20 protein-coding genes and 1 pseudogene are annotated in these 23495 nt (G+C 62.3%); 11 read left to right on the top strand and 10 right to left on the bottom strand.

From position 1 onward, the window contains the following. Nucleotides 1–6 precede the first annotated feature (6 nt). Nucleotides 7–474 (top strand): cyanophycin metabolism-associated DUF1854 family protein, encoded by a 468-nt coding sequence (locus PPN31114_RS01575; RefSeq protein WP_150677748.1) that lies wholly within the window; start codon nucleotides 7–9, stop codon nucleotides 472–474. Nucleotides 475–546: 72 nt separating this feature from the next. Next, nucleotides 547–1455, top strand: a complete 909-nt coding sequence (locus tag PPN31114_RS01580) for a recombination-associated protein RdgC (RefSeq protein ID WP_150677749.1) — start codon at nucleotides 547–549, stop codon at nucleotides 1453–1455. 104 nt (nucleotides 1456–1559) lie between these two features. Here the strand turns inward: PPN31114_RS01580 and PPN31114_RS01585 are convergent, their stop codons facing one another. Beyond that, nucleotides 1560–2279: an SDR family oxidoreductase gene (locus tag PPN31114_RS01585; RefSeq protein ID WP_150677750.1), complete on the bottom strand. Its 720-nt coding sequence runs from the start codon at nucleotides 2277–2279 to the stop codon at nucleotides 1560–1562. A 216-nt stretch (nucleotides 2280–2495) separates the two neighbouring features. On the opposite strand from PPN31114_RS01585, the gene PPN31114_RS01590 reads away from it, so the two are divergent. Next, complete coding sequence (locus tag PPN31114_RS01590; protein WP_150677751.1) at nucleotides 2496–3089, top strand: TetR/AcrR family transcriptional regulator; 594 nt, start codon at nucleotides 2496–2498, stop codon at nucleotides 3087–3089. Nucleotides 3090–3104: 15 nt separating this feature from the next. On the opposite strand, the gene PPN31114_RS01595 is transcribed toward PPN31114_RS01590, so the two are convergent. Beyond that, nucleotides 3105–4013, bottom strand: coding sequence for a LysR family transcriptional regulator (locus tag PPN31114_RS01595; RefSeq protein ID WP_370865823.1), 909 nt, complete (start codon nucleotides 4011–4013; stop codon nucleotides 3105–3107). 163 nt (nucleotides 4014–4176) lie between these two features. Between PPN31114_RS01595 and PPN31114_RS01600 the strand changes: the two genes are divergently transcribed. Both PPN31114_RS01600 and PPN31114_RS01605 read left to right on the top strand, forming a co-directional pair. Further along, nucleotides 4177–4890, top strand: coding sequence for an SDR family oxidoreductase (locus PPN31114_RS01600; RefSeq protein ID WP_150677752.1), 714 nt, complete (start codon nucleotides 4177–4179; stop codon nucleotides 4888–4890). Between the two features lie 90 nt (nucleotides 4891–4980). Then, a complete protein-coding gene (locus PPN31114_RS01605) occupies nucleotides 4981–5772 on the top strand; it encodes an SDR family NAD(P)-dependent oxidoreductase (protein ID WP_150677753.1) in 792 nt (263 codons plus the stop codon). Nucleotides 5773–6256: 484 nt separating this feature from the next. Here the strand turns inward: PPN31114_RS01605 and PPN31114_RS01610 are convergent, their stop codons facing one another. After that, on the bottom strand, nucleotides 6257–6445 hold the full coding sequence (locus PPN31114_RS01610) for a hypothetical protein (RefSeq protein WP_150677754.1): 189 nt from the start codon (nucleotides 6443–6445) through the stop codon (nucleotides 6257–6259). Nucleotides 6446–6797: 352 nt separating this feature from the next. Here PPN31114_RS01610 and minC point away from each other — a divergent pair, with 352 nt between their 5' ends. From minC to minE, 3 genes are read left to right on the top strand one after another with little or no spacing between them, the layout of a single operon-like run. After that, nucleotides 6798–7577: a septum site-determining protein MinC gene (minC, locus tag PPN31114_RS01615; RefSeq protein ID WP_150677755.1), complete on the top strand. Its 780-nt coding sequence runs from the start codon at nucleotides 6798–6800 to the stop codon at nucleotides 7575–7577. 43 nt (nucleotides 7578–7620) lie between these two features. Then, nucleotides 7621–8436, top strand: coding sequence for a septum site-determining protein MinD (gene minD / locus PPN31114_RS01620; RefSeq protein WP_150677756.1), 816 nt, complete (start codon nucleotides 7621–7623; stop codon nucleotides 8434–8436). Nucleotides 8437–8449: 13 nt separating this feature from the next. Further along, nucleotides 8450–8704, top strand: coding sequence for a cell division topological specificity factor MinE (gene minE, locus PPN31114_RS01625; protein WP_058378334.1), 255 nt, complete (start codon nucleotides 8450–8452; stop codon nucleotides 8702–8704). Nucleotides 8705–8815: 111 nt separating this feature from the next. On the opposite strand, the gene PPN31114_RS26330 is transcribed toward minE, so the two are convergent. From PPN31114_RS26330 to PPN31114_RS01655, 7 genes and pseudogenes are all read right to left on the bottom strand, one after another. Next, nucleotides 8816–9574, bottom strand: a complete 759-nt coding sequence (locus PPN31114_RS26330) for a DUF1571 domain-containing protein (RefSeq protein WP_306439709.1) — start codon at nucleotides 9572–9574, stop codon at nucleotides 8816–8818. Between the two features lie 189 nt (nucleotides 9575–9763). Further along, nucleotides 9764–11500, bottom strand: a pseudogene (locus tag PPN31114_RS26335) (AMP-binding protein); the annotation flags it as partial. A gap of 142 nt (nucleotides 11501–11642) precedes the next feature. Continuing rightward, complete coding sequence (locus PPN31114_RS01635) at nucleotides 11643–12962, bottom strand: acetyl-CoA C-acetyltransferase (RefSeq protein ID WP_150677758.1); 1320 nt, start codon at nucleotides 12960–12962, stop codon at nucleotides 11643–11645. After that, nucleotides 12959–14239 (bottom strand): MaoC family dehydratase, encoded by a 1281-nt coding sequence (locus PPN31114_RS01640; RefSeq protein ID WP_150677759.1) that lies wholly within the window; start codon nucleotides 14237–14239, stop codon nucleotides 12959–12961. The genes PPN31114_RS01635 and PPN31114_RS01640 overlap by 4 nt, the downstream gene beginning before the upstream one ends. Before the next feature lie 2 nt (nucleotides 14240–14241). Next, nucleotides 14242–15681: a 3-oxoacyl-ACP reductase gene (locus tag PPN31114_RS01645; RefSeq protein WP_246182359.1), complete on the bottom strand. Its 1440-nt coding sequence runs from the start codon at nucleotides 15679–15681 to the stop codon at nucleotides 14242–14244. 35 nt (nucleotides 15682–15716) lie between these two features. Continuing rightward, nucleotides 15717–18227 (bottom strand): acyl-CoA dehydrogenase, encoded by a 2511-nt coding sequence (locus PPN31114_RS01650; RefSeq protein ID WP_370865850.1) that lies wholly within the window; start codon nucleotides 18225–18227, stop codon nucleotides 15717–15719. A gap of 161 nt (nucleotides 18228–18388) precedes the next feature. Further along, nucleotides 18389–19246: a TetR/AcrR family transcriptional regulator gene (locus PPN31114_RS01655; RefSeq protein ID WP_150677762.1), complete on the bottom strand. Its 858-nt coding sequence runs from the start codon at nucleotides 19244–19246 to the stop codon at nucleotides 18389–18391. Nucleotides 19247–19705: 459 nt separating this feature from the next. On the opposite strand from PPN31114_RS01655, the gene tig reads away from it, so the two are divergent. The 3 genes from tig to clpX all read left to right on the top strand — a co-directional run bounded on the left by tig (nucleotide 19706) and on the right by clpX (nucleotide 23345). After that, nucleotides 19706–21046 carry a trigger factor gene (gene tig / locus PPN31114_RS01660; RefSeq protein WP_150677763.1) on the top strand — a complete coding sequence of 447 codons (1341 nt, stop codon included), beginning with the start codon at nucleotides 19706–19708 and terminating at the stop codon, nucleotides 21044–21046. 125 nt (nucleotides 21047–21171) lie between these two features. Further along, complete coding sequence (clpP, locus tag PPN31114_RS01665; RefSeq protein WP_174987827.1) at nucleotides 21172–21825, top strand: ATP-dependent Clp endopeptidase proteolytic subunit ClpP; 654 nt, start codon at nucleotides 21172–21174, stop codon at nucleotides 21823–21825. A gap of 239 nt (nucleotides 21826–22064) precedes the next feature. Next, nucleotides 22065–23345, top strand: a complete 1281-nt coding sequence (gene clpX, locus PPN31114_RS01670; protein WP_150677765.1) for an ATP-dependent Clp protease ATP-binding subunit ClpX — start codon at nucleotides 22065–22067, stop codon at nucleotides 23343–23345. Nucleotides 23346–23495: the final 150 nt, after the last annotated feature.

Raw genomic sequence — 23495 nt, forward strand, 5'->3', positions numbered from 1 at the left:
GACCTTATGCAAATCGATTTCACGCTCTCGCGTAACGCGTTTGGCCGATTGGTGCTCACCGACAGCGCCGGTATTTCGCACGAAGGCGTGGTGCCTGTGCGCGCCTTTCCGATTGCCGCACCCGACGACGGGCTGGCGCTGGTGAGTACCGAAGGGCGCGAGTTGGCATGGCTCGACTCGCTCGACGTGCTGCCGGTGAATATGCAGACGCTGGTGCGCGAGGAGTTGGCGGCGCGCGAATTCATGCCCGAAGTGCAACGCATCAAGGGCGTGTCGACGTTTGCCACGCCGAGTACGTGGACGGTGCAGACCAATCGCGGCGAAGCCTCGTTCGTGCTGCGCGGCGAAGAAGATATTCGCCGTCTCGGCGGCCAGACGCTGCTCATTACCGACAGCCACGGCATTCACTTCCTCATTCGAGACTCGAGCAGTCTCGACAAACCGAGCCGCAAGATCCTCGACCGATTCCTTTGATTTGTAAAGTCGGTCGCGTCGCCCATCGGGTCACTGGTAAAATCGCTCCTTTTGCTTTTTGCGGTGATGCCGATGTGGTTCAAGAATCTTCAGTTGCACCGAATTCCTGCCGGTTGGTCCATGAGCGTCGCGCAAATGGAAGACGCGCTCGAGAAGCACGCGTTCCGCGAGGGCGGCAGCCTCGAAATGCAAGTGCAGGGCTGGGCGGCGCCGCGTGAAGGCGGCGAGCTCGTTCACAGCATCAATCGTCAATTTCTGCTGGCCTATCGTGCCGAGAAGAAGCTGCTGCCGTCGACCGTCGTCAATCAAGTGACGCGCGCCAAGGCGGCCGAACTCGAAGAGCAGCAGGGCTTCAAGCCGGGCCGCAAGCAGATGAAGGAACTCAAGGAGCAGGTCACCGACGAACTGCTGCCGCGCGCCTTCGGCATTCGCCGTGACACGCGCGTGTGGATCGATCCGGTGAATCGCTGGCTGGTGATCGACGCTGCGTCGCCGACGAAGGCCGACGAAGTGCGCAGCCTGCTGCTCAAGACGCTCGACATCACGCTCGAGAACATTGAGCTCAACGAGGCACCGGTCGCTGTCATGACGTCGTGGCTGGCCGGTAACGAAGCGCCGGGCGGCTTCACCGTCGATCAGGACGTGGAACTGCGCTCGAATACCGATGAGAAGGCTGCCGTGCGTTACGTGCGTCACCCGCTCGACGGCGCGGATGTGCGTCAACACATCGAAGCGGGCAAGCGCTGTACCAAGCTCGCGATGACGTGGAACGACCGTATCTCGTTCGTGCTCACGGATGCCTTCGCGATCAAGCGCGTGACGCCGCTCGACATCATCAAAGATGCCGCCGATCCGACGGCCGAAGGCGAGGCCGAGAAGTTCGACGCCGACGTGGCGCTGATGACCGGCGAGCTCGCCAAGCTGCTCGACGATCTGATCGAAGCCGTGGGCGGTGAGCGTCAGATGGATAAGGCGGCCTAAGCTGGTTTAGTCGCTCAAGTCGCTCAAGCGGCTTTAGGCGAAAAAACGCCGCGATCCCGATATGGGTATCGCGGCGTTTTTCATTGGTGCGCCGCTGGCCTGGCTTAGTGCTGCTCCGATTCCCGCGCGGGGTCGAGCAGGTACACGCCTTGTGAGAGCGCTTGCTTCACCTCGCGCGTGCGTTCGTCCACGCTCACTTCCTCTTCACCCGCTTCGATCGCCGCGTAAGCCTGACGCACAACGTCGGACGGCGCGAGTTTCTCCGCTTCGAAGCCGCGCGTGAGATCGGTATCGATGAAGCCCGCATGCAGCCCGACGACTTGCGTGTTCTGCTCACGCAGCGCCAAGCGCAGGCCGTTCGTGAGCGACCACGCGGCCGCCTTCGAAATCGCATATTCGGGAATGACCGACGAACTGATCCAGCTCACGATCGACAGCACGTTGAGAATGGCGCCGCCGCCATTGCGGCCCAACGCTGCACTAAAGGCCTGCGAGGTGGCGAGCATGCCGAAGACGTTCGTCTCCAGCGTGTCGCGCAGCAGCGTGTCGGCACCGGGGCGCGTCAGGCCTTCGCTCACTCGGGCAATGCCCGCATTGTTGATGAGCAGCGTGACGTCGCCTGCCAGCCGGGCAGCGGCGGCGACTTCGTCGGGATTCGTCACGTCGAGCCGCACGGGAATCACCCCCGGCAGGGTGACGTTGGCCGGATCGCGCGACCCGGCGTAAACCTTCTTCGCCCCGAGGGCGAGCGCCTGTTTGGCGAATTCCAGTCCAAGGCCCCGGTTGGCACCGGTGACGAATACGACAGCATCTTTGATCTTCATGGCAACGCTCCAGTGCAATGGGTTGGCCGCGTTATAGGGTTCAACGAGGGCTCAGCGGCTCGGCTTCGGCTATACTTCATGACAATTGTGATCGCCATCGTCATTGGGGTGCATTGTGCCGACAGGCTTTGATTCTTGTCAATGGTGATCAACATTGTCATTTTCGATCGCAATGATAGGGGCGATGCGTTCGGCGACGTGCCGAGGGAGCCAAATATGGGAATTTCGAGGGAAAAGGCAGCGGAAAACCGCGAGGCCATTGTGGCCGCCGCCGAGCGGCTGTTTCGCGAACATGGCGTCGACGCGGTGGGGCTGACGGCGTTGATGAAAGAAGCCGGGTTCACGCAAGGCGGTTTTTACAACCATTTCAAGTCGAAAGATGCGTTGGTCGCTGCGGTGATGGCGCGGGCGGTGTCAGGTTCGAACGGGGTGCTGACCGGCGGCGATGCCGCTGCGCAGGCGGCGATGTCGCCTGAGGCGCGTGTGGCGCGTTACTTGTCTGCCACGCACCGCGACGACGTGGCGTGCGGTTGTCCGATGGCCGGGTTTGCTGGCGATGCGCCGCGTATCGGTGCCGAAGCGCAAGCGTGTTATGCGCAAGGGCTCGCGGAGCTATTGGCGAAGCTGACGGCCGCCGGTGTCGAGCAGGGGATGAGCGAACACGACGCTGCGCAGGCGGCGATGGCGCGCTTTTCGCAGATGGTCGGCACGCTGGTGTTGTCGCGTGCCGTGGCCGCGTCTGATCCGGCACTCTCTGATGCGCTGCTGGCCGCAGGGCGTCAGGCGCTCACGGGGGCGGCGCAAGGGTAAGGGCCGTCACCAGATTCATTGCTGTGGCCATCGCCATGCCGCGCGAAGCCGGTCGCGCAGAAAGTCCACGAAGGCTCGCGTGCGCGGGGCGAGATGGCGGCTGTGCGGATAGACGGCGTGCAGCGGCGATGCGGGAATTGGCAGGGCGGGCAGGACGCGCACGAGGCGTCCGGCGTTGATGTCGTCGCCGACATCCCAGATCGATTTCTGTGCGATACCGGCCCCGTGCAGCGCCAGTTCGTGCGCGGTGTCGCCGTCATCCACCACATAAGTGTTCTGGACTTGCACGCGCAGCGTTTCCGATTGCCACACGAAACGCCAGTCGCCATGCGCCGCATGGCCGAACAGAATGCAATCGTGCTGCTGAAGATCGCTCACTTCGCTCGGCGTGCCGCGGCGCGCCAGATACTCGGGCGAGGCCACCAACACGCGATAGTTCGGCGCCAACTCCTGCGCGACGAGACTGGAGTCGGGCAGGGTGCCCACGCGAATGGCGACATCGATGCCGTGCGCCACCAAATCGACCCACAGATCGCTCAATTCCAATTGCACTTTGAGATCGGGATGGCGCTCGCGAAACGCGACTAAGAGCGCTGCGAGATGCCGCCGTCCGAAAGCGCGCGGGGCGCTGATGCGCAGCACGCCGCCGACGGTGCCCGCCTGTGTCGTCATCAATCGCTCGGTCTCGGCAATTTCCGCAATAATTCGCTGGCAACACGCGTGAAAGACCTGCCCCTCCTCGGTCAGGGCCTGACGGCGCGTCGTACGGTTCAGCAGCCGCACGCCGAGCCGCTGTTCTAGTAACCCCAGCCGCTTGCTCACCACGGCCAGCGACAAGCCCAATTCCCGCGCCGCTGCGGACATGCTGCCCGTGGCAACGACCCGGTCGAACAAGGTGAGGTCTAGCGTTTGATCGATCATCACGAGCAGATTCTCAATATTTTGAAGAGAGTCATTCAGTTTTTCCGGGGATTATCTTCTTTCTGAATGAGGACGACAATGCGTCCATGACGTCGCGTGACGGGGCACTACCAAGTACCGACGCCTGCTTCTTGTTCCGTTCCTATTGCTCTCCGGGAGATTCAGCATGTTCAACTTCGAAGGCCAGCGCGTGCTGGTGATTGGCGGCAGTTCAGGCATTGGCCGCGCTGCGGCGCAAGCGTTTGCGAAGGCGGGTGCGGCAGTCACGATCGCGTCGCGCAGTCAGGCCAAGCTCGATGAGGCGCTGGCGACCATCGGCACCACCGCGCGTGCTGTCGTACTCGATACGGGCGATGCGGCTGCGGTGGAAAAATTCTTCGCCGATCACGCACCTTGGCAACACGTGGTGATTTCGGCGGCGCAGACGCCGACCGGTGCGGTACGCAAACTCTCGCTCGACGACGCGCACGCGGCGTTCGACAGCAAGTTCTGGGGGACGTATCACATTGCCCGCTTCGCGCGCATTGAGGACGGCGGTTCGCTCACGCTGACGTCCGGCTATCTGAGCGTGCGCCCGAGTACGGCATCGGTGGTGCAGGGCGCCATCAATGCAGCGATTGAAGCGTTGGGGCGCGGGCTCGCCCTCGAACTCTCGCCGGTGCGCGTGAACACGGTGTCGCCGGGGCTGACGGTGACGCCGCTGTGGAACAAACTGCCGGAAGCCGATCGCGAAGCGATGTACGCCAATGCTGCGCAGCGTCTGCCCGCGCGTCGCGTCGTGGCGGCCGAGGACGTGGCGAACTCGATTCTGTATCTGGCAGGCACGCCCAGCGCGACGGGCTCGACGGTGCTTATCGATGCGGGTGGGGCGATCGCGTGATTTCGCGATTGCATCCCAATACCGACTGGCGGGAGCAGGCAGCATTGCACCGCCAGTTGTCCTAACGAATCACGCTTTGGAGTTTTCCGTATGTATATCGACTTGAAAGAGAAAGTGGCGTTGGTGACGGCGTCGACGGCGGGCATCGGCTTTGCCATTGCTCAAGGGCTTGCGGCAGCCGGTGCGACGACGATCGTCAATGGCCGCTCGAAGGCCAGCGTGGACGCCGCCGTTGCGCGGTTGCGTGAAGCGGTGCCCGGCGCACAAGTGAGCGGTGTGGCTGCCGATCTTGCGACGGCTCAGGGATGCGATGCGTTGGTCTCCGAGGTGCCGGATGTCGACATTCTCGTGAACAACGCGGGGATTTTCGGGCCGCAGGACTTCTTCGAGATTCCGGATGCGGATTGGGCGCGCTTTTATGACGTCAACGTGATGTCCGGCGTGCGGCTATCGCGGGCGTATCTGCCGGGCATGGCGGCGCGCGAGTGGGGGCGGGTGATCTTCATTTCGTCGGAGTCCGCACTGAATATCCCCGAAGACATGATTCACTACGGCATGACGAAAACGGCCCAATTGGCGGTCTCGCGCGGGTTGGCTAAGCGCATGCGCGGCACCGGCGTGACGGTCAACGCCGTGCTGCCGGGGCCGACGCTCTCGGACGGCATGGCCGAAATGCTGCATCAAGCGGGCGTGCCCGCGGACGCCGATATGGAACAGGCCGCAGCGGCCTTTGTGCAGGAGCATCGCCCGAGTTCGATCATCGGCCGTGCCGCGAGCACGACGGAGGTCGCGAATATGGTGGTGTATGTTGCGTCGCCGCAGGCATCGGCCACAACGGGCGCTGCGCTGCGTGTGGATGGCGGTGTCGTCGATTCTCTCTAACTATGCGTTGGAAGGGCAGCGTCAGTGGGCGGTCAGGCACGCGTCATGCGTGCGCCAAAGACCGCGCTGCTGCGCTGCCGCAAGCGATTGGCCGCCATCGGGTAGATTGTCCGGCGACCGGCTGACGCGGTATACCCGAATCACTTTTAAGTACCTTTTGCGATAGAGATTGCCTAGAATCAAATCGTGCCATCCCGCCATTACGAAGTAAGGAGGCCACGATGCTGACAGGGAGCCTGATTGCAATGTTGGTGATAGTGCTGGTCGTCGGAGTTGCCGTCGCCTGGCTGGCGGACCGTAACTGGTGCCGCGAGCATCCGGCTGCGCGTCACACCTGGCGGCGTCATCGCAGGGATATCCGGCACGGTTAATTCACCCGTATGGACCTCGCGGCGCGCAACGTGCCGCTTAGGACTGGAAATATAAAAAGCCCGCCTTTCGGCGGGCTTTCTGTTACTAGACACCTTACTTGCTAGCTGGGCGCTCAGGCGACGGCCTGAAGGACATATTTGCCCTGGACAGTCAGGCGCGGGGACTTCACACCCGGCGCCAACTCTTCCCATTCAATGAGCTTGCTCTCGAGCAGCGAATTGAGGTCCGGGCGGTCGAGCTCCACTTGCTCCGGAGCGTCCTTGACCAGCATCAGGGTGGCAAATTCATGATGACTCAGCATCTTCGTCTCCCGGTTTTGCGGTTCAACAGGGGTCCCACATCAAGGGACTTTAAGGATAGGTCACGAATATGGCACTTGCGCGACAGAATTCGCACTTTCGATGCTGCTTTGCAGCATTTCTTGTATTGGACTTTCCCAGAGCCAGCATAGGCTTTTAGAATGACACTCGTGTGTCATTCAATACGTTAATTGCGGATGACAAATGCATTGATTTGCTGCGATGCAATAGTGACCAAAACCACCCGAATCGCGAGGTTCGCCCGCTTATTTTGGGTTTGCTCAGCGCCGAGGGACTGTAGAATGGCCCAATTTGCCAGCAACACGCTGCCAGCAACGCGCTCAACGACCTGACATGCCGCAAAAGAAAACGCCGTACTTCGAGTTACGCAGCGGTGCTGTAGATACCCTGCATTTCGTAGTCAAGACGCCTCAACTGGATACGCTGCGCACCGAATTGGCGCAACGTTTCGAGGCCACCCCGGAGTTCTTTGCGGGCGACACCGTCGCGATCGACGTGCGCCGCCTGACGGGGACCGAGCGAGTTGCCGTGCCCGCGCTGGCCGAAATGCTGGCGGAATTCCGGATGAAACCCATTGGCGTGGTCGCCAATGCCGAACAGACCGATTGGGCCGTGGTGGATGGCCTGCCGCGTCTGGATAGTCATGAGCGCCGTGCACCGCGCAATGCCCGCGACGACGCGCGCGAAAGCGACAGCGAAGCGTCGGGTGAAGCCGCGGCAATCGTCGCGGCAGCGGCCGCTGCGAGCGCAAACGCGAGCGCGCCGGAGCCTTCCGCCATCCCCTCGACCATCATCGATAAGCCCTTGCGTTCAGGCCAGCAGGTCTATGCCAAGGGCGATTTGATTTTGCTCGATCTCGTGAGTTATGGGGCCGAGGTGATCGCCGAAGGTAATATTCACATTTACGCGCCGCTACGGGGGCGGGCACTGGCAGGGGTGAAGGGCAAGCTCGACGCGCGCATCTTCTGTACCTGTCTGGAGCCTGAGCTGATTTCCATCGCCGGTATTTACCGTACCGGCGAACATGCGCTACCGCCCGATGTTCAAGGGCGTTCGGTGCAGGTGCGGCTGGTAGACGACAAACTGATTTTCGAGCCCCTCGGGCTCAAATGATTCGTAGCTAATTTCATCCTCAAGTTTGGGAAGGCATCGACAGATGGCAAAAGTGATTGTGGTGACCTCTGGCAAGGGTGGTGTCGGTAAGACGACAACCAGCGCCAGCTTTTCCGCCGGCCTCGCCTTGCAGGGGCACAAAACGGCAGTCATCGATTTCGACGTCGGTCTGCGCAATCTCGATCTGATCATGGGTTGCGAGCGCCGCGTGGTGTACGACCTGATCAACGTGATTCAGGGCGAAGCAAATCTCAATCAGGCGCTCATCAAGGACAAGTCGACCGAGAACCTGTTCATCCTGCCCGCGTCGCAAACGCGGGACAAAGACGCGCTCACGCAAGAAGGCGTCGAGAAGGTCATCAAGGACCTCACCGACATGGGCTTCGAGTACATCGTGTGCGATTCGCCGGCCGGTATCGAGTCGGGCGCATTGCTCGCCATGCACTTCGCCGATGAGGCGCTCGTGGTGACCAACCCGGAAGTGTCGTCGGTTCGCGATTCGGACCGCATTCTCGGCATCCTGTCGTCGAAGACGAAACGGGCCATCGAAGGCAGCGAGCCGATCAAGGAGCACCTGCTGATTACCCGCTATAACCCGAAACGCGTGAGCGACGGTCAGATGCTCTCGCTCGAAGATATTCAGGAAATTTTGCGTATCAAGCTGATCGGCGTGATTCCGGAATCGGAATCGGTGCTGCATGCGTCGAACCAGGGTACGCCTGCCATCCATCTGGAGGGCACCGACGTGGCCGACGCGTATCGCGACGTGGTGAGCCGATTCAAGGGCGAAGACAAGCCCATGCGCTTTACCGACTATCAAAAGCCGGGGCTGTTGCAGCGCATTTTCGGCTCGAAGTAAGGAGCGCCCGCCCATGTCCTTCCTGTCTTTCCTCCTGGGGGAGAAGAAAAAGACCGCCTCCGTCGCTAAAGAGCGCCTTCAGATTATTCTGGCGCACGAACGCTCGGGCTCGTCGCCGCCTGCCGATTATTTGCCGGCACTGCAACGCGAGTTGGTCGCTGTCATCTCCAAGTACGTCAAGATCGCTCAAGACGACATCAAGGTCAGCGTCGAGCACCAGGACAACCTGGAAGTGCTCGAAGTGAAGATCGAACTGCCGCAGACGTGATTGCCACGCGCAATCGCTAATCGTCGGCCGTAGTCTTCAGGGCGAAAGCCCGCCACCCCATGACAGGGTGGCGGGCTTTCGTCGTTGCTCGCGCAGTTTGTTGCGAATCGCTCAGAACTTGTAGTCCGGGTTCTTCGGATCGAACGTGGTGTCGCTCCACTGTTCGCGGCGCACCTTCTCGAAGCGCATTTCTTCGGTCTTTTGTCCCGAGGCGTCCCACGCTTCGATGCCGCGCGGGCGACCGGTCTTCAGATCGATGAGCACGCGCGATTTGTTCGCATAATGTTGCGGCGGCCCGGATGGGGCGTCCCATTCCAACGCCAGTACGCGTACGCCATTCACTTCGGATACCGACATTCTTGCGGGTTTCTCGGGCAGGCCCGCTGCGCGGAAGCTGCGGCCATCGTGGGCAATTTGCTCGGCGATGAACGCAAAGCCGAGATCGCGCACGGTGTGGTTCGATTGCGAGCGCGCCAATGTGCCGTCGATGCTGCTCCAGATCGACGTGAAGCCGAGGATGCCGCCCAGGTGGCCGTACATTTCCTTCGGATTCTTGGTTTCGTCGTAGATGATTTCCTGACCCGAATGCGCGCCGTCCGGCAGCCACTTCGCGTAAATCTGCAACGGCTTCTCGCGAATCTTCACGATCATGCGATCGGGCGTGGTCTGCCACTGGTTGTTGATGCGCTCGTGTCTCGTGAGCTCGTACTGGTACTCGGGCAGGGCGGCGGATTCCGCTTTGAGATAGCGCACCAGCGCTTCGGGATTGAGCGCTTGTATGCGCGCGACGATGGCTTCGTCGCCCATCTTCGCGAGGTCGCCGCTCTTGATGGTTTGCGCGAGCCACTGCGTTTGCTGCGTCACGGGCATGGCGGCGAGTTTGGCGACGTCGGCATCGTTGGTTGCCGTAGAAGGCGCGGCGGAGAGCGCGGATGCAGTAACCGGTGCCGACGCATTGCTTTGCGCCTTGGCATCGGGCGCGCCGAGCAGGCCGACGGCCAGCGCGAGGGGCGCAAGGATGAAGCCCAGTGCAGCGCTGGCGTGCGGCAGTGGCGTGCCTGCGGGCTGGGTTTGTGCCGGTGCCGGATCACGCAGTTCGCGCCGCAGGATCTTACCCACGGTTGTCTTGGGCAGTTCGCCCTGACGGAATTCGACGATACGTGGCACCTTGTACGCGGTCAGATGCTGACGGCAGTGCGCGAGCATCGCCTCGGCAGTCAGTTGCGGATCTTTTGCGACCACGACGAGTTTCACCCGTTCTCCAGCGACCGGATCGGGCACGCCCACCACCGCCGCTTCGCGCACGCCAGGGTGCAGCATCACCACGTCTTCGATCTCGTTCGGATACACGTTAAAGCCGGAGACGAGAATCATGTCTTTCTTGCGGTCGATGAGCCGCACGAAGCCGTTCGCGTCCATCACGCCGATGTCGCCTGTGAGCAGCCACCCGTCGGCATCGAACGTCTTCGCCGTGTCTTCTGGGCGCTGCCAATAGCCGCGCATGACCTGCGGGCCGCGCACGCAGAGTTCGCCCGGCTCGCCGATATCGGCCCACGTGCCGTCTTCGCGCTTGAAACGCACCTCCGTCGAGGGCGCAGGCAAGCCAATGGAGCCGGTGAATTCCATGTCGTCGATATGCGCAAGATCGACCGGATTCATTGTGACGATGGGCGAGCACTCGGTGAGCCCGTATCCCTCGATGATCGGCTTGCCCGTGACTTGCTTCCAGCGCTCGGCGATGGCCCGCTGTGTGGCCATGCCGCCCGCGAGCGAGAGCTTGAGCTTCGAGAAGTCGCGCGCCCGAAACCCCTCGTCTTCGAGCAAGCCATTGAACAGCGTGTTGACGCCTGCCACGCCGGTGAAGGTCTCGTTGCGGATGATGTAGACGACTTTTTTGACGTCGCGCGGGTTGGCGATGAGGATGTTGCGCCCGCCCAGACTCATGAACATCAGGCAGTTCACCGTGAGCGAGAAGATGTGATACATCGGCAGCAACGACAGGTTCGTTTCGATCTCGTCGGTAAGTTGGTCGGCAATCCACGCTTCGGCTTGCAACAGGTTGGCTAGCACGTTGCCGTGCGTGAGCATGGCGCCTTTCGCCAACCCGGTGGTGCCGCCGGTGTATTGCAGAAAGGCGAGGTCGTCACGCGTTAGCGGCACTGGCGTAAGCCCTTGTGCGCTGCGTGCTTTGGCCCCGTCGGCCAGTGCGCGCTTGAGCGGAATGGCTTGCGGAAGGTCGTAGGGCGGCACCTGCTTCGCCACGCGCCGCATGATGAAGTTCACCAGCCGTCCCTTGGCGTTGAGCCCGTCGCCGAGCAAGTCGCCGATTTGCGTGATGACGACATCGCGTACGTCGGTGCCCTGCAGGGACGCCTGCAATGTCTTGGCAAAGTTCTCGAACACGACAATCGTGCGCGCGCCACAGTCGCGCAACTGATGCGAGAGTTCGCGCACGGTGTAAAGCGGGTTGACGTTGACGACGACCGCCCCGGCGATCAGCGTGCCGAACAGGCAGATCGGGTACTGGAGGCAGTTGGGCATCATGAGGGCCACGCGGTCCCCTTTGCGCACGCCACGCGATTGAAGCCACGCGGCGAAGGCGCGCGCCTGCGTTTCGACTTGTGCGTACGTGATGTCGCTGCCAAGACTCACGAACGCGGCGCGCTCGCGATACTTGCCGATCCACTCGTCGAAGGCCTGCACGAGCGATTCATAGCGCGTGACGTCGATCTGCGCCGGTACGCCCGGCGGATACGCGCCCAACCAGACGCGGTCTTGCTGAACAGCTTGGTCCATCGTCTCCTCCCAGAGGTTGTTTCCGTCGCGTTGCCCTTGCGGTTCACCGGCGGCCATTTTTGGCTCTATCGGCAACGAACGCGCTGCGTAGACGCGACGAGTCTTTCGCGTTGAAGCGAGTTGGTAATTCGTATCGAGTGGTTCAGCGCTCCAGAATGGCGACCACGCCTTGACCGCCAGCCGCGCAAATCGAAATCAAACCGCGTCCGCCGCCGCGCTGCGCGAGTAGCTTCGCCAGCGTGGCGAGAATGCGCCCGCCGGTGGCAGCAAACGGATGCCCGCACGCGAGCGAGCTGCCGTTCACGTTGAGCCGTTGACGATCGATGCTGCCCAGCGGCGCGCTCAGGCCTAGCTTGTCGCGGCAATACTCGGGGTCTTCCCACGCCTTGAGCGTGCACAGCACCTGCGCGGCAAACGCTTCATGAATTTCGTAGAAATCGAAGTCTTGCAACGTGAGCCCGGCCTGCGCCAGCATGCGTGGCACGGCGTAGGCCGGTGCCATCAACAAGCCTTCGCGTTGGCTTTCATCGGGGTTGAAGAAGTCGACGGCGGCCGTTTGCGAATAGGTCAGATACGCGAGCACGGGGACGTCGTGCGCGCGCGCCCAATCCTCGCTGGCCAGCAACACGCACGACGCGCCATCGGTCAGCGGCGTGGAATTGCCCGCCGTGAGGGTGCCCGTGGCGCTGCGATCGAATACCGGTTTCAGGCTTTCGAGTTTTTCCAGCGTCAGATCGGGGCGCAGATTGTTGTCGCGTTGCAGGTTGCGAAACGGCGTCATCAGATCGAGAAAGAAGCCGCGGTCGTACGCCGCTGCCGCGTGTTGATGACTGGCGAGCGTGAGCACGTCTTGCGCCGCGCGTTCGATTTGCCAGCGCTTGGCCATCAACTCGCAATGCTCGCCCATCGACAGGCCCGTGCGCGGCTCGCCATTGCGCGGCAGCGAGGGACTGAACAACATGCCCGGCCGGACTTTGGCGAACGCGCCGAGCTTGCCTCCGGTGCTGCGCTGGCGATTGGCTTCGAGCAAGATTTTGCGAAGGCCTTCGTTCACGCCGATCGGTGCGTCCGACGCGGTGTCGACGCCGCCAGCAATGGCGACGTCGATTTGTCCGAGAGCGATCTTGTTGCCCGTGAGGATGGCAGTCTCAAGCCCGGTGCCGCAGGCCTGTTGCACGTCGTAGGCCGGTGTTTGCGGCGCGAGCGTGGTCGAGAGCACGGATTCGCGCGTCAGGTTGAAGTCGCGTGCGTGCTTGAGGACCGCCCCCGCGGCGACTTCGCCAAGGGTTCGGCCATGCAGCGAAAAGCGATCGACGAGACCCTGGAGGGCCGCCGTGAGCATGTCTTGATTCGACGCCGTGGCATAGGCGGTGTTGGCGCGGGCAAACGGAATACGATTGCCGCCGAGAATGGCGACGCGGCGCAAGGCGGGGGCGGGCGCGGCGGGTTTGAAGGCGCTCATGAACGGTCCGGGTCGAAGGTGTCGGTAGAAAGGGGATCGGTGGCTGCTGGGGCGTCGAACGACTGCCAACGTCCGCGCAGATGGGGCACGGTGCCGGTCGCATCACGCAGCTCGAACACGTTGCCCGCGACGGGCAGCGGCGGCGTGGGCAAGGCGTTCAGCGCGCCCAACGGCAGGGTGGGCGGCCTGGCGTTGCTGCTGGTGTTCGGCGTGTCGACGGTACTGATCCACTTGCCGCGTTTGCTGTCGTGCGCGTCACGCTCACGCCAGAGCGTCGCTTCGCCGGGCAGCCGCAGCGGCGTTTTGAATTCCACTAGCAGATCGAGTTGGTCACCGGCCTGCGCAGGTAATACCGTTGCCAGCGAGCGCGCGAAGCTCCACATGCCATGAACGATCGGCCGCTCGAAACCGAACAGCTTCGCCGTGAGCGGCCAGAGGTGAATCGGGTTGTAGTCGCCGGAGACGCGTGCGTATTGGCGTCCGAGATCGGCGGGCGCCAGAAATTTCTCGGACGTGACCAACGTCGCGTCGGCCCGCAGTTCGCTTCGATACGGCGCGCCAAGCGGGTCGGTGACGCCTGTGCGCAAGTAGAGGCTTTCCCCTGTCCAGACGATGTTGCCGTCGCGGCGCGCGGTCGTCAGCACGGTGAATACCTGCCCCTTGTCGTGCGCATACATCGCGCCGCATTGAACATGCAAATCGAGTCGATCACCGACCGACAAGCGGGCGAACTGACGGTTGTGATTCGCCAGATGCACCATGCCGAGCATGGCGAACGGAAACGTGCGATCGGTCATCAGCAGCATGTGCTGCGAGAAGGCTAGCAGGTGCGGCCAGGTGGGCGGCACCCCGTGGTCGGGCGAGAAGCCGCAAAGGCGGGCGTAGCGAGCGATGGCGTCGCCGTCGAGCGGCACGTTGCGGCGCTCGAACGCCAGCGACGGCATGGGCTGGGCGCGCGCCGGTTTGCGTGACGACATCAAGGCGCGCAGATAGAGCGCGATGGGCGACGGCGGGTGTGCGATCTGGCGAACGTCCTGCGCGGGCGGTGTGTTGGGCCAGATGGCGGACCACAGCGTCTCGGGCGTGAGCTGCGCGGGCGAGCCATGCCCGGGCGATGTGCTGGCGCGTGGCTTGGCGGATGACTGGGCAGGCGTATCGGGTGTATCGGGTGTATCGGGCGTGTGGGCCGTGGAAGAGACCCGCGAAGACGGCGAGTCGGTAGGTGAATCGGTACGTGAAGCGACAGCGACTGGCGACGACAGTTGGTTGTCCGGCATGGTCACGCTCCCAGCAGACTTTGCCCACACACGCGCACGACCTGTCCGGTCAATGCCCCCGATGCCGGGTGCGCCAGCCACGCGATCGTCTCCGCGACGTCGACCGGCAGGCCCCCTTGTCCCAGCGAATTCATGCGGCGTCCGGCTTCGCGAATGGCGAAGGGCACCGCCGCCGTCATTTGTGTTTCGATAAAGCCCGGCGCGACGGCGTTAATGCTCATGTGCCGTTCGGCGAGCAACGGCGCCCATGCCTCGACCATGCCGATCACCGCCGCCTTCGACGCGGCGTAATTCGTCTGACCCCGGTTGCCCGCGATGCCGCTGATCGACGCCACGCCGACAATGCGCGCTTTCTCGCGCAATACCTTGGCTTCCAGTAGTGCCGCGTTGAGGCGCTGCGGTGCGCCGACGTTGATGTCGAGCACGCTTTGCCATTGCGCCTCGCTCATGCGGGCGAGGGTCTTGTCGCGCGTGATGCCAGCGTTGTGCACCAGAATGTCGAGCCCGGTGGGGGCGATGACGGCCAGATGCGCGATGAGGATGGCGGCCGCGTCCGGCGACGCGATGTCGCAACTGAGCGGGCTCCCGCCGAGCCGCGTGGCGACCGCGCTCAAGGTGTCTTGCGCCGCGGGGATGTCAACGCAGACCACATGTGCGCCGTCGCGGGCGAGTACCGTGGCGATCGCTTCACCAATGCCGCGCGCCGCCCCCGTGACGACAGCCGTCTGCCCGGCAAGCGGGCGTTGATCGCGCATGGGCGGCGTTTCGAAGACAGGGTCTTGCAAGGTCGCGACTTGACCGCTGACGTAAGCCGCGCGCGGCGAGAGAAAGAAGCGCAGCGTCGAGTGCAACGATTCGCGGGCTTTCGGGGCGACATAGAGAAGCTGCGCCGTCGCGCCGCGTTTGAGTTCTTTCGCGAGAGAGCGAACGAAGCCTTCGAGAGCGCGCTGGGCAATGCTTGCTTGCGGTGTTGCGCCCAGATACGGCGGCAGGCCGAAGACGAGCACACGGCCGCACGGGGCGAGCGATGGGAGGGTGTCGTGGAAGAACGTGTAGAGCGACGTAAGTTCGTCGGTGTTGGCAATGGCGCTCGCGTCGAAGATCAACGCCTTCGGACGCACACCCTCGGCCGGGTTGAATCGGCCGCTCATCGTGCCCGCTTGATTCGCGCGTGAGATCCAGTCGAGGCGCTCGGTATGCGCAAGACTGGGCACGCCTAGCCAGTGCAGCTCGCGGGCCAGTGTGGGCAAGAGCGGGGCATCGCCTGCGCCGCCAACGACGGCGAGTGGCGGCGGCAACGACTGCGCGGCGGCTTCAGCATCGGGGTCGCCAAAGGGCGGCATGCGCTCGAGCGGCACGGGGCGCGGCAACCCCAGCGCATTGGCCAGCCGGCTGCCCACGGCGGAGTTGGCGAAAGCAAGATATCGGTCGGACGTCGTCACAGGCATAGGTCCTTGATGCGGTGGGCGGGGGGCGCTTATGTGGCGACTTCAGGCGTTGCCGCTTCGTCGGCGTTGTCGGTCTGGCTCGCGTGGCGCATGTCGGCGGCACGGCCGAAGTCCGCCGGGAAGTCGTCGACCGCAACCGCCCGCGCGGCATAGTCCGCGTATTGCGCCAGCGTGCCTTGCTCCTGCGCGGTGATGAGTTGCAGCCGCGCCGCACCCTCCACCCACGCCGAGAATTCCGGCAGGCTCTGCGGCATGGTCGGCAGGCGTCCCTCTTTCACCGCTGTGCGCAAGCGTTGTTCGATGACGGTGACTTCCGGTGTCATCTTGAAAACGATCTCGCCGTAAGCCAGTTCGTCGATCTCGGGGCGCGGGGAGTAGCTGCCTGCGATCAACCGTTCGCGTGCATCGCCCGGCGTCTGCATCAATTCCGCCACTTGTGCGGCGAGGGCGTCGGAGGGCTTCGCGTAGGGCAGGCCGAGCGGAGTGAGCTTCCAGCGCATCCACCAGGCGACGCCGCGCGACGGGTAGTTCGCCAGTACGCCTTCGAATGCTTCGCGTGCTTGCCAGAGGGCGTCTTGGGCGGCCCAGTGCACCAGTGGCAAGTCGGCCTCGGGACGGCCTTCGTCTTCGAAGCGCTTTAGCGTTGCGGTGAGCAAGAAGAGTTGCGAAAGAATGTCGCCCAGACGCCCGGTGATGCTCTCGCGGCGCTTGAGCGAGCCGCCGAGGACGGCCATCGAGACATCCGAGGCGATCGCCAACAGCGTCGACATTTGGTTCGCGCCGCGATAGTAGGCGTGCAGTTCAGGGGCAGCCTTGGACGGCACCGACGAGAAGCGAGAAAACGTGATGCCTTGCAGTGCGCCGCGCACGATGTTGCTGGTGACGAAGGTGAGGTGCCCGAAGAGGGCGTCGTCGAAGGCTTGCACTGCGGCGTCGTGGTCTTCCGTTTGCGCGGCAGCGAGTTCCTTGAGCACATACGGATGGCAACGGATGGCGCCCTGACCGAAGATCATCAGGCAGCGCGTCATGATGTTCGCGCCTTCGACGGTGATCGAGACCGGTATCTGTTGATAAGCGCGCGCCAGAAAGTTGTTCGGGCCCATACAGATGCCTTTGCCCGCGACGACATCCATGCCGTCGTTCACCACTTTGCGGGCACGTTCGGTCACGTGGTACTTCGCAATGGCCGAGATGACCGAGGGCTTTTCGCCAAGGTCGACGGCTAGCGCTGCCATGCGGCGTGCGGCGTCCATGGCGTACAAATTCCCGGCCATGCGAGCCAAGGCTTCTTGCACGCCTTCGAACTTGCCGATGGGGGTGCGGAATTGACGCCGTACCGCCGCGTAGGCGCCGGTGGCGCGCACGGCAATCTTCGAATAGCCAACATTCGATGACGGCAGCGAGATGGCGCGTCCCGCAGCCAGACACTCCATGAGCATGCGCCAACCCTTGCCGACTTGCGCTTGTCCGCCGATCACCCAGTCGAGCGGAATGAAAACGTCTTTGCCCGAGTTGGGGCCGTTCTGGAAGACCGCGTTAAGCGGCCAATGACGGCGACCGATGATCACGCCGGGATGATTCGTGGGAATCAGCGCGCAGGTGATGCCGGGTTCTGCGTCGGTGCCGAGCAGGTGATCGGGGTCGAGTGCGCGGAAGGCAAGGCCAAGTACGGTGGCGATGGGGCCGAGCGTGATGTAGCGCTTGTTCCACGTCACGCGAAAGCCGAGCGTTTCGCGGCCCTCGAACGTGCCGCGGCAGACGATACCGACGTCGGGAATCGCCGCGGCGTCGGATCCGGCGTACGGGCTGGTCAGCGCGAAGCAGGGGATTTCGTCTCCCTTGGCTAAGCGCGGCAAGTAGTAGTTCTTTTGTTCTTCGGTGCCGTAGTGGAGCAGCAACTCGGCTGGGCCGAGCGAGTTCGGCACCATGACCGAGACGGCGGCGGCCGAACAACGCGAGGCAAGCTTCATCACGACTTGCGAGTGTGCGTACGCCGAGAATTCGAGGCCGCCGTAACGCTTGGGAATGATCATGCCGAGAAAGCCCGCATCCTTGGCGTATTGCCACGCTTTGGGCGGCAGGTCTTGCCAGACTTGCGTGCTTTCCCAGTCGTTGGACAGGTCGCACAGATGCTCGACCTGGTTGTCCATGAACGCTTGTTCTTCGGGGGAGAGTTTGGGGGCCGGGAATGCGGCGAATTTCTGCCAGTCGGGGCGGCCGGAGAACAGGTCGGCATCCCACCAGACGCTGCCCGCTTCGATAGCGTCTTTTTCGGTGTCCGACATTTCCGGCATGATCGTGCGGAACTTGGCCAGCATGGGCGCGGTGATCCACGCGCGGCGCAGCGGGCCGATGCTTAGCACGAGGGACGGCAGGATGAATACGACGGCAAGAATGGCGGTGGTCACCGGGCCGATGAGATCGCCGGCGGCACCCGCACCGACCCAGAGCACGCTGGCGATCAGCCATTGCCACGCATGCGCACGGTAGAGGAGCAGCGCGCTCACTCCGACGATAAACGCGAGAATCCATAGGACCATCATGTCTTCCTCCCTTTCGGTTCAGCCGTCGTGCGGAAATGGCCCCGCTTGCGCGGGCGCTTTCGCGCGTGGGCTTTCATCATGGCGCTGTCTGGCGACGAGATGGCGTCGCCGACGGCTTATTGTGTGTAGCCGGGGTTGGCCCCCGGTTTTGCAGGCGATCAGACGTTTGCGAACGATTTGTCGCTATCGCTTGGCGTGCCCGGCGAGCCCGGCGTGCCCTGTGTAGGGCGGCCGTCATGTGCCGAGTCGGCGGTGTCGGGGCTGGGCGTAATGTGGCCTGCCTCGCGTGGCGGCGTGACGTCGGCGTCTTTCGCGAGTGCGAAGACAGCGGCGAAACTCGCCAGTTGTTCTTCTCCCGGCATCGGCGCTTTGAGCGCGGCCACCATCAGGGCGGTGAGGCGCGCAACCACTTGCAGGTCGCCCATCGGCTGCCCTTGGGCAAAGGTGTCGATTAAGCGGGTGGTATCGCCGCTGGCAAGAACGCCCGAGAGCGCTTGCAGGGCGAAATGCAACCGCCAGCCCAATTCTTGACGCGGCAATTCGGGCAATGCGCGCGCAAAGGCTTCGAAGAAGCGTTCGAAGACGGGCGCGTAGTGTTGTTGCAGATAATCGCGGATGAACGGCGACGGATCGGCATACACGCGCCCGAGCAGGCGCAGAAACGCCGGGCCACCAATGTCGCGATGATGCGAGATCGCCAGCGCGGGGATGAACATGGCACCCAGCACGTGCTCGCAGGTGAGCTTCGGCGCGGGCCATGCGGCCTCGGCCCGGGTGAGCAGGGCGAGACGCTCGTCGTTGAGTCGGTCGAGCCGACGCGACAGCATCGCTTGCAGCAGCGTTTCCTTGCTGCCGAAGTGGTAGTTCACGGCAGCCAGATTGACCTCGGCACGCGAGGTGATCTGGCGTAATGACATGGCCTCGTAGCCATATTCGATGAAGAGATCTTCTGCGGCATCGAGGATGCGCAGTTTGGTGTCGCCGGCTTGTCGGCCGGCCGAGAGGCGAGGGCTCACGACGAACCTCCAGTGAGAGGCGGCCCGCTATCGAGCCGCCTCGGTGAACTTTCGTTTCATTCAAACGTTCGATTGAATCCTAGGTGGCGCAGGCCCATCCCCCCAAGATCTTTTTCTGGGTGCGGCCCTCTAATGTTCAGTCCTTGGCCGTGCAAAGGCGCGCAGACAAAGGCGGATGCACATGGAGGAGGCCCGAGTGGCTGGTGCCATCGGTAGCGAAATCGGCCATTTGGCTCGTTTTCTCCGATTTCGGGCCGAAAGTCTGGAGACGTGGCAATAGTTTGCTAAAATGTCCCGCTTTATGTGCAAGACCGTTTGGCGCTACCCCGATTCGTCGGGGTCGGAGGGAAGCCGGCGATATCGCCGGTTCCGGCCCAAGGTTGATTAACTGACTGGGTCCGCTTGCGGCAATTCCCTCGCCGCAACACAGAACGACCCTCTGGATGGAAGAATTTCCTCATGACTATCGTTGTTGAAAACCTCGGCAAGCTCGAGCGTCGCTTTACCATCGCCCTGCCCAAGCAGGAAGTCGAGAAAGAAGTCGCAGCCCGCATTCAAAAGCTGTCGAAGACGGTGCGTATGCCGGGTTTCCGCCCGGGTAAGGTGCCCCTGAAGATGGTCACCCAGCAATACGGTGGTCAGGTCGAAGCCGAAGTCGTGAGCGACAAGGTCGGTCAACAATTCTTCGAAGTCAGCAAGGCGCAAGACCTGCGCGTGGCTGGCCAGCCGCGCTTCGCACCGAAGGCTGACGGCGCCGACACCGAATACGCATTCGACGCAACGTTCGAAATCTACCCGGAAGTGAAGATTGGTGACCTGGCCACGGCCGAAGTCAACCGCACCACGACCGATGTCTCGGAAGCCGAAATCGATCGCACGATCGACATTCTGCGCAAGCAACGCGTGCACTACCACGTGCGCGGCGAAGCCGGTGCCCACGGCGACGGCGGCACGGTGGAAGCCAAAGACGGCGACCGCGTGACGGTCGACTTCGTTGGCAAGATCGACGGCGAAGTGTTCGCTGGCGGTTCGGCCGAAGACTTCGTGTTCGTGCTGGGCGAAGGCCGCATGCTGCCCGAGTTCGAGACGGCCACGCTGGGTCTGAAGGTCGGCGAGTCGAAGGAATTCGAACTCAAGTTCCCGGACGAGTACCACGGTAAGGAAGTCGCCGGTAAGACGGCAACGTTCACCGTCACGCTCAAGAAGGTTGAGTGGGCGCACCTGCCGGAAGTCGACACCGAGTTCGCCAAGTCGCTCGGTATCGCCGACGGCAGCATCGAGAAGATGCGTGCTGACATCAAGGAAAACCTGTCGCGCGAAGTGAAGCGTCGCACGCAGGCTCTCCTCAAGGATCAAGTGATGAACGCACTGATCTCGGTGTCGGAACTCGACGTGCCGAACGCACTGGTCGAACAAGACCAAGAGCGTCTGGTGGCGATGGCCCGTCAAGATCTGGCGCAACGTGGCGTGCCGAACGCCGGCAACGTGCCGATCCCGGCTGAAATGTTCAAGGAACAAGCCGAGCGCCGCGTGAAGCTGGGTCTGATTCTGGCCGAACTGGTCAAGCAAAACGACCTGCAAGCGAAGCCGGATCAAATCAAGGCCGAAGTCGAAGAGTTCGCGAAGAGCTACGAAGACCCGCAAGAAGTCGTCCGCTGGTACTATGGCGATCAGCAGCGCATGGCGGAGATGGAAGGTTTCGTCGTCGAGAACAATGTCGTTGAGTTCGTCCTGGGCAAGGCCAAGGTCACGGACAAGCAAGTTAGCTTCGAAGAGCTGGCTGGCAACACGCAAAACTAATCGACTGCGTTACATCGTCTGACCCGCTGCGGCCGAAAGGCCGCAGCGGTGCTTCCAACCGGCCTTTTCGGGCCTCCTCCCTGCGGCGCGCAAAACCATCTCGATAGAAGGGTCGAACCGTTATGATTACCCGTTCCGAATTGCTCGCCCAACTCGCTTCCCCGACGCACAACTCCGCTCTCGAATCGCAGGCCCTTGGCCTCGTGCCGATGGTCGTCGAGCAAAGTGGTCGTGGCGAACGCGCATACGATATCTACTCGCGACTCCTCAAGGAGCGCATTGTTTTCCTGGTGGGCGAGGTCAACGACCAGAGCGCCAACCTCATCGTCGCCCAGTTGCTGTTCCTCGAGAGCGAAAATCCGGACAAGGAAATCTCGATGTACATCAACTCGCCGGGTGGTTCGGTTTCGGCCGGCCTGGCGATCTACGACACGATGCAGTTCGTCAAACCGGCTGTCTCGACGCTGTGCATGGGCATGGCAGCGAGCATGGGCGCGTTCCTGCTGGCCGCTGGCGAGAAGGGCAAGCGCTTTGCGCTGCCGAACGCCCGCATCATGATTCACCAGCCGTTGGGCGGTGCGCGTGGTCAGGCGTCGGACATCGAAATCCACGCCCGCGAAATCCTGCTGCTCAAGGAGCGCTTGAACAAACTGCTCGCCGAAAATACCGGGCAGTCGCTGGAAGTGATCGCGCGCGATACCGATCGCGATAACTTCAAATCGGCGGCGGATGCCGTCGAGTACGGGTTGATCGATCGCGTTCTCGAAAAGCGTCCCTAAGCCGGTCGCCGGACGCGGACGCGGACGCTAACGGCAAAAATATTGGCGCGACATCGGGTTTTGCGAAGCGAAAGTCCGGGTGTTCGCGCCAAGTCTTTGTCGTAAAAGGGAAAATACGGCTGTCGCGGGTGGGCCACACGCCCGCGCGGCATGGCGTTACAATGGAATTCACTATGCCGCGTTTGCCGCCCCCATCGGGGGACGACCGGGGCGCAAATTGCTAGCAGGCTGACACAGATATGGTGGATAAAAAAAGCACTTCCAACGGCGAAAAGCTGCTCTACTGCTCCTTCTGCGGAAAGAGTCAGCATGAGGTCAAGAAGCTCATCGCAGGTCCGTCCGTGTTTATCTGCGACGAGTGTATCGATCTGTGCAATGAGATCATTCGCGACGAGGCCGCTGCGGCCGAAGACGAGAACGGCAGTGGCGGCAAGTCTGACCTGCCGTCGCCGCAGGAAATTCGCGAGAGCCTCGATCAATATGTGATCGGCCAAGACCGTGCCAAGAAGATTCTGGCCGTAGCGGTCTACAACCATTACAAGCGACTCAAGCACCTTGGCGACAAGCGTGACGAGGTTGAACTCTCCAAGAGCAACATCCTGCTGATCGGGCCGACCGGCTCGGGCAAGACGCTGCTCGCGCAAACGCTCGCCCGTTTGCTGAACGTGCCTTTCGTGATTGCCGACGCCACCACGCTGACCGAAGCCGGTTATGTGGGTGAAGACGTCGAGAACATCATCCAGAAGCTCCTGCAAAACTGTAACTACGAGATTGAGCAGGCGCAGAAGGGCATTGTTTATATTGATGAAATCGACAAGATCAGCCGTAAGTCGGACAACCCGTCGATTACGCGCGACGTGTCGGGCGAAGGCGTTCAGCAAGCGTTGCTGAAGCTGGTCGAAGGCACGATGGCGTCGGTGCCGCCACAAGGCGGGCGCAAGCACCCGAACCAAGACTTCATTCAAGTCGATACCACGAACATCCTGTTCATCTGCGGCGGCGCTTTTGACGGTCTCGAAAAGATCATCATGAACCGCACCGAGAAGACGGGTATCGGCTTTGGTGCGACAGTCAAAACGGGCGAAGAGCGCGACGCCGGCGAGCTGCTGCGCGATGTCGAGCCGGAAGACCTGATCAAATTCGGCCTGATTCCGGAACTGATCGGTCGTCTGCCGGTGGTTGCCACGTTGGGTAAGCTTGACGAAGAAGCGCTGGTGACGATCCTGATCGAGCCGAAGAACGCGTTGGTCAAGCAATACCAGCGTCTGTTCGCGATGGAAGGTGTCGAGCTGGAAATTCGCCCGGCCGCCTTGCACGCTGTGGCACGCAAGGCCATCAAGCGCAAGACTGGCGCGCGTGGCTTGCGCTCGATCATCGAGCAGGCGCTGCTTGAAGTGATGTATGAATTGCCGTCGCTCAAGGGCGTGACCAAGGTCATTCTGGACGATAACGCGATCAGCGGCGACGGTAAGCCGCTCTTGATCTACCAGGAGTCGCCCAAGGTTGCCGGCTCAAACTGAACGGTCAACTCAGTGATACCCAAAGCCGTTCATGGAAACATGGACGGCTTTTTTTCCTTCATACTAGTGCCACGGGCAATGAAACCCCGAGTGGTGCACCTTACCGGCAGAAGGGCGAATTAACCCCCCCTTGTAATTCCTGCCGGCGGC

This window comes from Pandoraea pneumonica, from assembly GCF_902459645.1.
Classification (GTDB): domain Bacteria; phylum Pseudomonadota; class Gammaproteobacteria; order Burkholderiales; family Burkholderiaceae; genus Pandoraea; species Pandoraea pneumonica.

Bases quoted from the DNA above. Each gene is read 5' to 3' on its own strand.
- PPN31114_RS01575 (WP_150677748.1), top strand. From the start codon at position 7: ATGCAAATCGATTTCACGCTCTCGCGTAACGCGTTTGGCCGATTGGTG.
- PPN31114_RS01580 (WP_150677749.1), top strand. From the start codon at position 547: ATGTGGTTCAAGAATCTTCAGTTGCACCGAATTCCTGCCGGTTGGTCC.
- PPN31114_RS01585 (WP_150677750.1), bottom strand. From the start codon at position 2,279: ATGAAGATCAAAGATGCTGTCGTATTCGTCACCGGTGCCAACCGGGGC.
- PPN31114_RS01590 (WP_150677751.1), top strand. From the start codon at position 2,496: ATGGGAATTTCGAGGGAAAAGGCAGCGGAAAACCGCGAGGCCATTGTG.
- PPN31114_RS01600 (WP_150677752.1), top strand. From the start codon at position 4,177: ATGTTCAACTTCGAAGGCCAGCGCGTGCTGGTGATTGGCGGCAGTTCA.
- PPN31114_RS01605 (WP_150677753.1), top strand. From the start codon at position 4,981: ATGTATATCGACTTGAAAGAGAAAGTGGCGTTGGTGACGGCGTCGACG.
- PPN31114_RS01610 (WP_150677754.1), bottom strand. From the start codon at position 6,445: ATGCTGAGTCATCATGAATTTGCCACCCTGATGCTGGTCAAGGACGCT.
- minC (WP_150677755.1), top strand. From the start codon at position 6,798: ATGCCGCAAAAGAAAACGCCGTACTTCGAGTTACGCAGCGGTGCTGTA.
- minD (WP_150677756.1), top strand. From the start codon at position 7,621: ATGGCAAAAGTGATTGTGGTGACCTCTGGCAAGGGTGGTGTCGGTAAG.
- minE (WP_058378334.1), top strand. From the start codon at position 8,450: ATGTCCTTCCTGTCTTTCCTCCTGGGGGAGAAGAAAAAGACCGCCTCC.
- PPN31114_RS26330 (WP_306439709.1), bottom strand. From the start codon at position 9,574: ATGCCCGTGACGCAGCAAACGCAGTGGCTCGCGCAAACCATCAAGAGC.
- PPN31114_RS01635 (WP_150677758.1), bottom strand. From the start codon at position 12,962: ATGAGCGCCTTCAAACCCGCCGCGCCCGCCCCCGCCTTGCGCCGCGTC.
- PPN31114_RS01640 (WP_150677759.1), bottom strand. From the start codon at position 14,239: ATGCCGGACAACCAACTGTCGTCGCCAGTCGCTGTCGCTTCACGTACC.
- PPN31114_RS01650 (WP_370865850.1), bottom strand. From the start codon at position 18,227: ATGGTCCTATGGATTCTCGCGTTTATCGTCGGAGTGAGCGCGCTGCTC.
- tig (WP_150677763.1), top strand. From the start codon at position 19,706: ATGACTATCGTTGTTGAAAACCTCGGCAAGCTCGAGCGTCGCTTTACC.
- clpX (WP_150677765.1), top strand. From the start codon at position 22,065: ATGGTGGATAAAAAAAGCACTTCCAACGGCGAAAAGCTGCTCTACTGC.